Below are 12,486 nucleotides of genomic sequence, written 5' to 3'. Positions count from 1 at the left end.
TTCACTGTTTATGGCATACGTGGCAATATTACTGGAAGGATCAAGTAGTACTTCAAACCCCCCAAAAAATTTTGGCTAATAAAAAGTCCCTTATAATAGTTAGCAGACGTGCTAGCTATTATAAAGGAACACTACTTATTTATAGTTTACCTTATCAAGGCGATTCGGTAAATGGAATTGCTTAATAAAGATAAATCCCATCTTGCTTTTGAGCGCTCAAGTAGGTTGGGGAATTGATAGATTAGCTTGTTTTTGTACAGTACAGAAAATGGCTTGGATTTTTTGGGGAGATGGAGTATTACTAGTCATTCAATTAGTAGTAATATTGCAATCTATTAATCAAATAAAAGGAGTTAATATATATGAAAAAGTTGTCCATTTTATTAATTATGGGTTTAATGATCTTTTTAATTTCTGCCTGTGGATCTGCTGAAGGTAGTGAAGATTCGAATAATGATACAAAAGATATGGTTACGGTTCAACATGAATTAGACGAAACAGAAGTGCCGAAAAATCCTGAAAAAGTTGTTGTCTTTGATTTCGGTATACTGGATACCTTAGATAAACTTGGCGTTGATGTAGCTGGTGTTGCACAATCTGGAACTATTCCTACTTACTTAGAAAAATTTGCGAGCGATGATTATGAGAACATTGGTAGCTTGAAGGAGCCAGATTTTGAAAAAATTTCCGAAATTGATCCAGATGTGATTATTATTTCGGGACGTCAAGCTTCACTTTATGAACAATTAACTGAAATAGCACCTACTGTTCATCTTGGGGTTGATACAACAAGGTATATGGAATCTTTCAAGGAAAACATGGAAATTGTAGGAGAAATCTTTGATAAACAAGATGAAATTGGTGAAGAATTAGCAGCTATTGATGAATCGATCTCAACTATTAATGAAAAAGCCTCTTCTTCAGGGAAAAACGCGCTTATCATACTTGCAAACGATGATAAAATCAGTGCATATGGTCAAAATTCAAGATTTGGTGTAATTCACGATGTATTTGGTGTTCCAGCAGTTGATGAGGATATTGAAGCATCTACACATGGAATGAATGTTACATTTGAGTATGTTAGTGAACAAGACCCTGATCTGTTGTATGTGGTAGATCGTAGTGCTGTCGTAGGTGGAGAATCTTCTGCACAACAAATTGTAGAAAATAAGCTAATGGAAGGTACGAAGTCTTACCAAAATGATGATATTTATTATTTAAACCCTGATGTTTGGTACCTATCAGGTGGAGGACTTACATCTGTATCTGAAATGATTAATGAAATTGATGCAACTTTAGGTGAATAGGATGTAGTAACAGAAGCAATCCATACATTAGTGGGTTGCTTCTGTTATTTGTGGCAAAAGTGAGTAAAAATGTAGTAGTTTTGTTATCTAAATGTTAATATGTGCGACTATGTCAGGCTACAAGGGGATTTAAAGATAAAGGCGCGTTTTTAAAGACTTGCTTCCATACCTCTAAATATGTTTGAATAGGAATACATTAAATTTAGAAATGAGGTATTTACTATATGAAGAAGTTAATTTTGCTTATCTTATCAGTAGGACTAGCTGGTCTACTAGTAGCTTGTGGAGATAATGAGGATGCTGAAGACGGAGCAGAAGAAGGTGCTGAAGCCACGGAAACTGGTCAACAGGAACCACCAGAAACAGAAGTAACGGAAGAAGAAAAAGTGGCCGAAGATGAAGTTGTAGCAACTATCAATGGAGAAGAGGTTTTAGGAAACAGATATAATCCAATCTATAGCCAAACCAAAATGAATATGGCTATGTATGGTCTTGATACGAGTGACAAAGATGCACTCAAAGAACAAACAGTCAACGAATTAGTTGCACAAGTGTTAATTAAACAAGAAGCTGAAGATAAAGGAATAGAGGTTACGGAAGAAGAAGTTCAAACTGAAATGGAGTCGATAGAAGAGGAAGAGCTTGAGTCCTATTTGGAACAATTCCAGTTAACAGAAGCTGAGTTTAAAGAGCAAATCAACTTTAATGTATTGCTTAATAAGTATATGGATCAAGAATTAACAGTTGATGAAGTCTCAGATGAAGAAGTAGAAGAAAGATATGATCAATTGGTGGAACAAAGCGGAGAAGAAATTGGTGAATTAGAAGAACTAGAGGAAACAATTCGTCAAGATTTGAAAGACCAGAAACAATCTGAACAGCTCCAAGCAAAATTGGAAGAGCTTCAAGAACAAGCGGAAGTAGAGAAGTTAATTTAATAAAGATATATTAACTGTAAACTCTTAATCAAAGAGGGATCCGAACAGTCATTCCATTCATGGATGGATCAGCATTTGTTCGGATTCCTCTTTTTGTTTTTTTATCTACTTTATTTTTTTGTATAATGCGAGGTAACTTATCAAATTCTTTGTTCAAAATTATTATTGTAAAACTTGTGCAGCTTTTGTGAGAAATAATTTCATATCCTGATCACTGCCGATCGTAATTCGCAGGTAATTATTAATTGGATGCTTGTTAAAGTGGCGGACTAGTACACCAATTTTCTTGAATTGTTGATACAAATAGGTAGCCGATTCTTTATAGTGGGTGACAAATATAAAGTTAGCTTGAGATGGTATGACATGGAAGCCAAGCTGTTTTAATTCATCTGAAACCCAAGAACGTGTCTGTAATATTTTTTGCGTTGTTTCTTTAAAATAACTCTTATCCCGAAAGGATGCTTCTGCACCAGCAATTGCCAGTCGGTCAATTGTATACGAATTAAAGGAATCTTTGATTCGCGTTAATCCCTCAATAAGTTCAGGTTGACCAAGCGCGTAACCAATTCGTAAACCCGCTAGAGAGCGTGACTTAGAAGTAGTTTGGACAACTAATAAGTTTGGGTAGGTTTGAATCAAAGAAACAGCTGATTCTGTTGCGAAATCAACATAGGCCTCATCAATAATGACAACTTGTTCCGAATTCTGTTCGACAATGCTAGCTACATCATCAAGTGACAGGAACACACCTGTTGGTGCATTTGGATTAGGGAAAATCACACCACCCTCTGATTGAAAGAACCCTTCTACCTGTAGTGAAAAATCCCGTTGGACAGGAACTTCTTCATAAGGAATATCAAATAGCTTACAATAGACAGGGTAAAAGCTGTATGTGACAGTTGGAAAGCGAATTGCTTTTCCAGACTCAAAAAAGGCCATAAAAGAAAAGGCCAATACTTCGTCGGATCCATTGCCAACGAATACATTTTCTTTTGCCAATTGATTATAGGAGGCAATCGCATCTCGCAACTGTTCAACAGTTGGAGAGGGATACAGATTTATTCCCCTTGCTAATTCCGTCTTGATTGCATCTGTAACCTTTGGGGAAGGGGGATAGGGATTCTCGTTGGTATTTAATTTTAATATATCCTTTTGGTCGATCTGCTCGCCAGGAATATATGGCACCGTGCGTTTCACCATGGAACTCCAAAATTTACTCATTAGCTACACCCTGCTTGCTACTATGTCTTTTATGAAGTTCCTCCTTAATATCTGTGGTGGTCACGCCCAACAATTCCATTAACACAAGCGTGTGATAGGTAAGGTCAGCAATTTCCCAAGTGACTTCAGCTTTATCTTGATTCTTTGCACCAATAATTACCTCACTCGTTTCTTCGCCAATTTTCTTAAGAATCTTATCTACACCTTCTTGGAAGAGATATGTCGTGTAAGATCCTTCTACGGGATGAACTCGTCTATTGGAAATGCTTGTTACAACATCTTCAATAATATTATTTTTGCTTGGTTGGTCTTCCCAAGCGGTATGATAAAAGCATGTCTTTTCCCCTGTGTGGCAGGCAGGTCCTAATGCGTTCACGTGAATAAGGATCGTATCCCCGTCACAGTCATAGGAAATGCGTTTTACGACCTGTTTATTTCCGGAGGTTGCGCCTTTATTCCATAATTCGTTTCTTTTACGGCTATAGAACCATGTTTCCTTCGTTTCGATGGTTCTTAAATAAGCCTCTTCGTTCATATAAGCAAGCATTAATACTTCTCCAGTTGTCTCTTCCTGAACAATTGCTGGGATAAGTTGGTTTTCTGAAAAAATAGGACCTTCAATAGGCATTACGTATTCCTCCTAACAGGGATGTTGTGTTTGGACAAGGCATTTTTTAAATCAGGAATGTAGATTTCACCATAATGGAAAACTGAAGCAGCTAGGGCTGCATCAGCAACTCCAGGTTCTAGGATGGTTTGAAAATGGTTGATTGTTCCAGCCCCACCGCTAGCTACTACAGGGATATTCACAGCTTCAGCTATTTTCTTCGTTAACTCAACGTTATAGCCATTCTTTTCTCCATCGACATCAATGGAGTTAACAACTAGTTCACCTGCCCCTAGCGTCTCTCCGGCAATAGCCCATTCCAGTGCATCGCGATAGGTGTTTTTTCTTCCGCCATGAATGAATATGCTCCATTTATCGAATTCCACTTTTTTTGCATCAAGAGATAGGACAATACATTGTGATCCGAACTTTTTGGCAGCACGTTTAATAAGCTGAGGATCTTTAACGGCAGAGCTATTGATAGAAACTTTATCAGCTCCGGCACGCAATACTTGATGAATGTCCTCTAATGTACGAATTCCTCCACCAACTGTAAATGGAATGGCGATTTCTGCTGCTACTTTTTCCACGATTTCTAAGAAAATATTGCGTTCTTCATTCGAAGCTGTAATGTCATAAAATACAAGTTCATCTGCACCTTCATCATTGTATCTTTTTGCTATTTCCACCGGGTCGGCAACGTCTTTGATGTCTTTGAATTTTTTTCCTTTAACGACACGTCCTTTGTCTACATCTAGACAAGGGATAATTCGTTTAGCTAGCATGTTGATCACCCTCCGATAATGATTCAAATGAAAGTGTTCCATCATATAATGCTTTACCGATAATGGCACCGTAGAGGTTCATCGATTGGAGCTTTTCAATATCCTCTTTACTAGATACTCCTCCTGAAGCGATGACATTAATGGATGATGCATCATTCATGGCTTGAAGCTCTGCGAAGTTGGGGCCTTTTAACATGCCATCCTTTAAAATATCTGTATAAATGATCGTGGCTACACCAATATCCACTAATTCCTTTAGTAAGTCTAATGCACGAACTTCGCTTGTATGTTTCCATCCATTTGTTGCTACATAGCCGTGCCGCGCATCAATGGAAACGGCAATTTTAGTACCGTACTTCTCTACAGCACTTCTTAAAAATGCTTTGTCATCAATTGCTGCAGTGCCAATAATGACACGATCGACTCCTATAGCAATATAGGCATTAATTTGTTCTAAGGAACGAATTCCACCTCCAACCTGAACAGGGATGCTTGTTTCGGAAGCTATTTCATGTATAACAGATTGATTGCTAGCATTTCCTGTTTTTGCTCCATCTAGGTCTACAAGATGAAGGAACTTAGCTCCCTTTTTTTGCCAACGTAATGCCATATCTATTGGTGAATCGCTATAAACTTGTTCTTTATCGTAATCTCCTTGGATGAGTCGAACGCAATTACCACCCCGGATATCGATTGCTGGAAAAAGAATCATGATACCATCCCCCCAAAGTTTTTTAGTAGCTGAATTCCAACCTTTCCGCTTTTTTCTGGATGAAACTGCATCCCGATAATGTTATCTTTTTGAATAATAGCGGGAACTTCTATGCCATAAGCGGTACTACACACAAGTTCACTGGCGTTCATTTCGGAAGCGTAATATGAATGGACAAAATAAACGTAAGCATTTTGTTCTACATGTTTCACAATGGTGCTATTTTGTTTCATAGATAATGTATTCCAACCCATGTGAGGGACTTTTACCGTATCGGTAATACGTTCGATCTTGCCTTCAATGAGCCCAAGTCCTTTTGAAATTCCACCTTCACTACTTGTTTCATATAGGAGTTGCATTCCTAGACAAATCCCTAATAGGGGTTTGCCATTTGTTACTTCTTCTTGGATTACGTGAACAAGGTTTGCGTTTTTTAACGCTAACATGGCATCTTCAAATGCTCCTACCCCAGGTAAAATAATTGCTCTTGCTTTCTTTATTTCATCTGGATCTGTTGTTAAAATCGACTCTAATTCCAGTTTTTCTAGTGCGAATTGTAAACTTTTGATATTTCCAGCTCCATAATCAATAATTGTGATCATTTTTAATCTCCTTACTCCCTATCATGGTTTTACAAAACCCCTTTTGTAGAAGGAATGCCTTGAATACGTGCGTTTTTCCGACTTGCTTCATCTAAGCATCTTCCAAATCCTTTAAAAATAGATTCAACAATATGATGGCTGTTCCTACCATATTCCAGATTAATATGTAACGTAATATTTGCTTGGTTAACAAATGCATGAAAGAATTCTTCGACTAGCTCCGAGTCAAAGTTTCCAATTTTGTCTTTTAATCCATCCACGTTAAAAACCAAGAAGGGTCTTCCGCTAATATCAATTGTAAGAGAGGACAATGCTTCGTCCATTGGGGTTTTAACAGTAGCATACCGATTAATTCCCTCTTTATTGCCAATGCTTTCACGAAAGGCCGTTCCCAAAGCGATTCCAATATCCTCAACCGTATGGTGTTCATCTACTTCGAGGTCTCCTTGACAAGATAAATTTAAGTCAAATAATCCATGCTTTGTAAATAAGATCAGCATATGATCAAAAAATCCAACACCTGTTTGAACATTAGCGTCTCCTGTTCCGTCTATGGTGAACTGTAATTGGATGTCTGTTTCGCTTGTTTTGCGTGAGGTAGAAAAACTACGCATGTGCATCATCCTTTCTTAGTCGAATGGAATTGGCATGAGCTGTCAATCCCTCCGTGTTTGCTAGACGTATGATTTGATCTGCGGCTTGAAGCAATCCTTCTTTAGAATAATGGATAATACTCGATTTTTTTATAAAGTCGTAAACCCCTAATGGGGAAGAAAATGTTGCCGTACCGCTTGTCGGTAACGTGTGGTTAGGACCAGCAAAATAATCCCCCAGTGGCTCAGGGGAGTATTTGCCTAGAAAAATTGCCCCTGCATTTTGTACAAGTGATAGTTTTTCGGAAGGGTTTTCCGTCATTATTTGTAAATGTTCCGGTGCGATTTGATTAACGACTTCAAATGCCTCCATGATGGATGTTGCAAGGATGACTTTCCCGTTAGCTTGTAATGATGCCTTTGCAATATCCTTTCGTTCTAATTGGACAACTTGTTCTTCTAGTTCCGTCACAACTTGTTCTGCAAATTCTTTACTCGTAGTAATACAGATTGCCCTTGCTTCTTCATCATGCTCTGCTTGGGAAAGTAAATCTGCTGCAACATAACGAGGGTTGGTAGTTTCGTCGGCAACTACACAGATCTCACTTGGCCCTGCAATCATGTCAATTGCAACATCTCCATATACCCATTTTTTAGCCCGGGCTACATAAGCGTTTCCTGGCCCGACAATTTTATAGACCTTTCCAATTGTTTCTGTTCCATATGCCAATGCCGCAATAGCTTGTGCACCACCAACTTTATAGACACGATCAACACCAAGGAGTCTGGCTGCTACCAGGACATAAGGATTAATTTTTCCGTTTTTGTCTGGTGGAGTCGTAATAGAGATAGATTTAACGCCGGCAAGTTGTGCTGGAATGACATTCATTAAAACAGTAGAAGGATAAGCGGCCTTGCCGCCAGGAACATATACACCAACCTTTTCGATAGGCGTAATCTTTTGACCAAGTACCACATCATTCTCTCTTTCTATAAACCAAGATTTTTCTATTTGTGAGCGGTGATAGGTTTCTATGTTTTCTTTAGCCTGGGTTAATGCGCGAATAAAAGCTTCGTCAACTAATTCTTGTGCATCGTCAAATTCTTGGTTGGAAACAGTAAACTGCTTTACCTTTACGCCGTCAAATTTTTCGGTGTATGACGCTAATGCGGTGTCACCATATTGTTGAACGTTGGCGATGATATCTAAAACAGCTTTATCTATCTCCCTGTTATGAGGTGTAGGCGCCGTTAGATCTTTTTTATAAAACTGTGCGGTCGTCACCACGTCCATAATTCATCCCTCCAGTGCTTTTTTTAGCTTTGTTACAAAATCTTCTATGGTGTCCGTTTTTGTAGCAAAGCTTGCTTTATTAACAATTAATCTTGTGCTAATGTGATCGAGCTCTTCAAGAACAGTTAGCCCATTTTCACGAAGTGTTCTACCAGTTTCTACGATATCTACAATTACATCTGCCATACCAATCAAGGGTGCAAGCTCAACCGATCCATTTAATTTGATTGTTTCAATTGGTATCCCCTTACGTTGAAAATGATTCTGTGCTACAACTGGATATTTAGAGGCTACTGTTAACCGTGACCTTTGCTGTAGGGATGAATTCAATCCTGCTACAACAAATTTACATTGACCGAAGTTTAAATCGAGTAATTCGTAAAGGTCAGATTGGGCTTCTAATATATTATCTTTTCCTACAATACCGATATCTGCTGCTCCTTTTTCCACATAGGTAGGAACATCTACTGCTTTTACGGAGATCAATTTTACCTTTCTTTCTTTATCGTAGAAAACGAGTTTCCTAGTATTATCCTCAATATCATCAAAGTGAAAACCGGCACTTTGTAAAAGCTTAATAGAGCTATTGGAGGTTCTTCCTTTAGCTAGTGCTACTGTCATCAATGCCAATTATGCTCCCTCCCTTAACCGATTAATTTGTTCTTGTAATTCCTGGTTCGTATGAAATTCTATGGTTTCTGTTGCAGTAGTAAGTAAGTTTTTCGTTTGCTTGAGCGTTATTTTGTATCTTACATTCGAATGAAAATGATTCACTTTCTCTAATGGACACAATACGACGCTTTGCCCATTCCTTCGAAAAAGCTGAGCGATGTTTGCTGCTTGCTTTCTTTTGCTAGGGTCATAGAAAACAGCAATTTCCTGTGTATCGTATGGATCCTCTTGTTGTTCTAAGGTTAAAAGTAAGTCAATATCAAATGCAAAACCGATCGCTGGTATGGAAGCTCCGAATTGATCTGCAAGGTGATTGTAGCGCCCTCCTGTTAAAATTGGCTTTCCAATACTTTCGATAAATCCCTGAAAAATAACATCTGAATAATAATCCATATGATTAATTAATCCTAAATCTAAAACAATACGTTCTGTACACTGGTAAGCTTCAAGTAGACTACATATTTCCTCAAGTGTTTCTAGTTTTCTTTTCATATTGGCCGGTAATTCAAGTTCCTTGGCACGTTGGATAACTGTAGTTGGATTCCCATATAATAATGGAATTTGTTCCACGATGTTTTGGACGGACTCATTCATGTTTAGCTTATTTATAAATTGTTGTAATCCAGCTATATTTTTCGCTTGAACAAGTTGTTTAAATTGGTTTGTTTGCTCTGGTGTTAACGATAAATGATCCAATATTTCTTTGAAAAAACCCGCATGGCCAATTTCGATCGTAAAGGTTCCAACCTGTAAGTCGGATAATATATGTTCAACAAGAGCAAGTATTTCTGCATCTGCTTCTGAACCGTTGTTTCCAAAAAACTCAACACCTGCTTGTAATTGCTCATAATCTGTTATTTGTTGTGATGTGTTACGAAATACATCCGAAACATAAAAATAACGCAATTCTTCGGTTAATTGAGGTGTTTGCTTTGCAACTTGTTGTGTGATCGGTATTGTAATATCAGGTCGTAAAACAAGTACACGTCCCGAGCGATCTATAACCTTTATCATGTCATCCTGCTTCAAGGTGCCTGTTACGGTTGTATATAGGTCATAGGACTCGAATGCTGGTGTTTGTATTTGTTGATATCCATAAGTCGAAAAACGCTTCTTAAGGAGATCGATCACTTTTTCCTTTTGCTTAAAAGCTATCGTATTTAAATCAAGCTTATTCTCCTTCACATAGGAATGCATTTTCTGCTCCTTTCTGATTAACAAAACACTTTATTGCTTTATCGCTTTATCTAATTAAAGTTATATAGTATTCTAGTAGTTAAATAGATAATTGTCAATACAAGGGGATGTTTTTAATGTTTGATTACCATATTCATAGTGATTTTTCAGCAGATTGTTCTACTCCAATGGAAAAAACAATTGAGGAGGCAATTCGCTTAAATCTTAAGGAAATTTGTTTTACGGAGCACATTGATTATGAGTACCCAGATCCAACAATAGATTTTGACTTGGATGTAGAAGGGTATAATCGTAAGATCTTGGAGATGCGACAAGCTTATTCTCAAGAAATAATAATAAAAAAAGGTGTGGAGATAGGTGTTCAGCCTCATCTTTTGGACCAATATCGATCGTTAATGAAGAAGGAAGTTTTTGATTTTGTTATTTGTTCGATGCACACCACTGAGAGAAAAGATTTACACTCGGGTGATTTTTTTGAAGGGAAAACAGTGGACGAAGCTTACCAAATATATTATGAAGAATTACTTTATTGTGTACAAAACTATGATCAATTTAATATTTTAGGGCACCTTGACTTGGTAAAACGGTATACACAAGAGAGGAGTACACAAGATTTTCGTGAGATTATTTCAGAGATATTTAAAATAATAATTCCACGAGGACAGGGGATCGAACTTAATACCTCGGGCTATCGCTATGGATTAAGAGGTGGAATGCCAAGTAAGGATATACTACAACAATATAAGCAACTTGGTGGTGAAATCATTACACTTGGGTCCGATTCCCATATCGAAACAACACTAGGATATCAATTTCAGTCTTCATTGGAGTTGTTGGATGCGATTGGCTTCACTTATCTTGCTACATTTACGAAGCAAAAACCAACATTTCATTCGATTAATGACTTGTTACAATCTGTCAAATAACTGTTGGAAATACGTCATAGCAAATAGGAGAGTCCTTGGTATAATAGAGCTATAATCTTATCCAATAGCTGGTGGTTTAAAATGAACTATCTGAAAAAAGTTTTATTAATAATTTGTGGGTCTATCTCTTTGGGAATCGGAATCCTAGGAGTTGTACTCCCATTAATCCCTACAACACCGCTCTTATTATTAGCTGCTGCATGCTATATTCGGAGTTCGGAGCGATTATATAAATGGTTAATTCAAAATAGATATTTTGGTTCCTATATAAGAAATTATCGAGAAGGCAAAGGCATCCCGTTAAAAGCTAAGGTAATGGGGGTATCCTTAATTTGGCTGTCGATGAGTTATACCATCATTTTTGTCGTACCGTTATGGATTATTAAAATTGTCCTGACGTTCGTAGCAGCATACTTTACATGGTTCATTTTGAAACAAAAAACATTGTGTAAATCCACCGATAAAGCAGGTAGTAAACCTTTAGCAAGTCAGACATATAAATGAAAGTAGGTAGTTTAATTAGGTGGCAATTTACACTGTAAGTATTGTTTGTTATTCATTTATTCGTGACAAGTACAGGCGAAATGACTTACAATAAAACAGATGGTCAAATATTTACTTGGTCTGTAAAGGAATGATTTTTAGTGACAAATCATCATGTATATGAAAGATTAGTTCGTGTTACATCGTCAGAAAATGTTTTAGTTAATGAACCATTAAAAAACCACACGTACACTCGTTTAGGTGGTGAGGCTGACTACTTTGTAACACCAACAACTTATAAACAAGTTCAAGAAATTGTAAAGCTTGCTAACCATGAGAATATAAAATTCACCTTATTAGGCAATGGTTCGAATTTAATTGTAAAAGATGGTGGAATTCGTGGTATCGTCATGAACTTAAATAAATTAACCACAATCGAAACAAATGGAACAACGGTCGTTGCTCAAAGTGGAGCTCGAATTATCGATGTATCGAGAGAAGCACTAAGCGATAAGTTAACCGGTTTAGAATTCGCCTGCGGAATCCCTGGATCCGTTGGGGGAGCATTGTATATGAATGCAGGTGCTTACGGTGGCGAGATTAAAGATGTGCTTGAATCAACGATCGTTGTGGATCCACAAGGGAATTTGCTGACGTTAACAGCGGATGAATTGGATTTAGAGTATCGATCGAGTAATATTCCAGATAAGGGATACATTGTTTTAGAAGCAACGTTCTCATTAAAAGAAGGAAATTATGAAGAAATAAAAGCAGTGATGGATGACTTAACCTTTAAACGGGAGTCAAAACAGCCGCTGGAGTACCCTTCGTGTGGAAGTGTGTTTAAACGGCCGCCTGGATATTTCGCTGGTAAGCTAATTCAAGATAGTGGCTTACAAGGGCAACAAATAGGTGGTGCTCAAGTATCCTTGAAACATGCGGGTTTTATCGTTAATAAGGATGAAGCGACTGCACAAGAATACATCGATCTAATTAAGCACGTTCAAGCAACCGTCCACGATAAATTTGGTGTTCGATTAGAGCGTGAAGTTAGAATTATTGGTGATGATTTAAATCGATAAATCATAGTTAAAAGCTATGGGCTGATGCTCGTAGCTTTTTTGGTTCGGGATATGTTGTATTCATTCA

Annotated in this window: 14 protein-coding genes; 5 read left to right on the top strand and 9 right to left on the bottom strand. The window is 37.6% G+C overall.

The genetic code is table 11. The features are described from left to right. Positions 1-362: 362 nt before the first annotated feature. The gene (locus BMX40_RS05925; protein WP_090867836.1) at positions 363-1,307 is read left to right on the top strand and encodes a siderophore ABC transporter substrate-binding protein; all 945 of its coding nucleotides are present in this window, start codon (positions 363-365) and stop codon (positions 1,305-1,307) included. A 224-nt stretch (positions 1,308-1,531) separates the two neighbouring features. After that, positions 1,532-2,245 (top strand): SurA N-terminal domain-containing protein, encoded by a 714-nt coding sequence (locus tag BMX40_RS05920; RefSeq protein ID WP_090867834.1) that lies wholly within the window; start codon positions 1,532-1,534, stop codon positions 2,243-2,245. Positions 2,246-2,407: 162 nt separating this feature from the next. Here BMX40_RS05920 and hisC read toward each other — a convergent pair whose 3' ends face one another. The 9 genes from hisC to hisZ are packed head-to-tail and all read right to left on the bottom strand — an operon-like array spanning position 2,408 to position 9,916. Next, entirely contained in the window at positions 2,408-3,466 is a 1,059-nt protein-coding gene (gene hisC / locus BMX40_RS05915) for a histidinol-phosphate transaminase (RefSeq protein WP_090867832.1), read from the bottom strand. Then, positions 3,459-4,094 (bottom strand): bifunctional phosphoribosyl-AMP cyclohydrolase/phosphoribosyl-ATP diphosphatase HisIE, encoded by a 636-nt coding sequence (gene hisIE / locus BMX40_RS05910; RefSeq protein WP_090867830.1) that lies wholly within the window; start codon positions 4,092-4,094, stop codon positions 3,459-3,461. Before hisIE ends, hisC begins: the two co-directional genes overlap by 8 nt. After that, positions 4,094-4,858 carry an imidazole glycerol phosphate synthase subunit HisF gene (hisF, locus tag BMX40_RS05905; protein ID WP_090867828.1) on the bottom strand — a complete coding sequence of 255 codons (765 nt, stop codon included), beginning with the start codon at positions 4,856-4,858 and terminating at the stop codon, positions 4,094-4,096. Before hisF ends, hisIE begins: the two co-directional genes overlap by 1 nt. After that, a complete protein-coding gene (gene hisA, locus BMX40_RS05900) occupies positions 4,848-5,570 on the bottom strand; it encodes a 1-(5-phosphoribosyl)-5-[(5-phosphoribosylamino)methylideneamino]imidazole-4-carboxamide isomerase (protein ID WP_090867826.1) in 723 nt (240 codons plus the stop codon). Before hisA ends, hisF begins: the two co-directional genes overlap by 11 nt. After that, positions 5,567-6,172 carry an imidazole glycerol phosphate synthase subunit HisH gene (hisH, locus tag BMX40_RS05895; RefSeq protein ID WP_090867824.1) on the bottom strand — a complete coding sequence of 202 codons (606 nt, stop codon included), beginning with the start codon at positions 6,170-6,172 and terminating at the stop codon, positions 5,567-5,569. The genes hisA and hisH overlap by 4 nt, the downstream gene beginning before the upstream one ends. A gap of 29 nt (positions 6,173-6,201) precedes the next feature. Further along, positions 6,202-6,786, bottom strand: a complete 585-nt coding sequence (hisB, locus tag BMX40_RS05890) for an imidazoleglycerol-phosphate dehydratase HisB (protein WP_090867822.1) — start codon at positions 6,784-6,786, stop codon at positions 6,202-6,204. After that, the gene (hisD, locus tag BMX40_RS05885) at positions 6,779-8,059 is read right to left on the bottom strand and encodes a histidinol dehydrogenase (protein ID WP_090867819.1); all 1,281 of its coding nucleotides are present in this window, start codon (positions 8,057-8,059) and stop codon (positions 6,779-6,781) included. Before hisD ends, hisB begins: the two co-directional genes overlap by 8 nt. A gap of 3 nt (positions 8,060-8,062) precedes the next feature. After that, complete coding sequence (gene hisG / locus BMX40_RS05880) at positions 8,063-8,680, bottom strand: ATP phosphoribosyltransferase (RefSeq protein WP_342028674.1); 618 nt, start codon at positions 8,678-8,680, stop codon at positions 8,063-8,065. Positions 8,681-8,689: 9 nt separating this feature from the next. After that, the gene (gene hisZ / locus BMX40_RS05875; protein ID WP_170840675.1) at positions 8,690-9,916 is read right to left on the bottom strand and encodes an ATP phosphoribosyltransferase regulatory subunit; all 1,227 of its coding nucleotides are present in this window, start codon (positions 9,914-9,916) and stop codon (positions 8,690-8,692) included. A gap of 128 nt (positions 9,917-10,044) precedes the next feature. On the opposite strand from hisZ, the gene BMX40_RS05870 reads away from it, so the two are divergent. From BMX40_RS05870 to murB, 3 genes are all read left to right on the top strand, one after another. Then, positions 10,045-10,854, top strand: coding sequence for a histidinol-phosphatase HisJ family protein (locus BMX40_RS05870; protein WP_090867813.1), 810 nt, complete (start codon positions 10,045-10,047; stop codon positions 10,852-10,854). Positions 10,855-10,935: 81 nt separating this feature from the next. Continuing rightward, entirely contained in the window at positions 10,936-11,358 is a 423-nt protein-coding gene (locus BMX40_RS05865; RefSeq protein ID WP_090867811.1) for a YbaN family protein, read from the top strand. A 140-nt stretch (positions 11,359-11,498) separates the two neighbouring features. Then, positions 11,499-12,419, top strand: a complete 921-nt coding sequence (murB, locus tag BMX40_RS05860) for a UDP-N-acetylmuramate dehydrogenase (RefSeq protein ID WP_090867809.1) — start codon at positions 11,499-11,501, stop codon at positions 12,417-12,419. Positions 12,420-12,486: the final 67 nt, after the last annotated feature.

Source organism: Oceanobacillus limi (genome assembly GCF_900111445.1).
In the GTDB taxonomy this organism is placed as follows: domain Bacteria; phylum Bacillota; class Bacilli; order Bacillales; family Amphibacillaceae; genus Ornithinibacillus; species Ornithinibacillus limi.
This window is presented reverse-complemented; position numbering and strand designations above follow the sequence as displayed.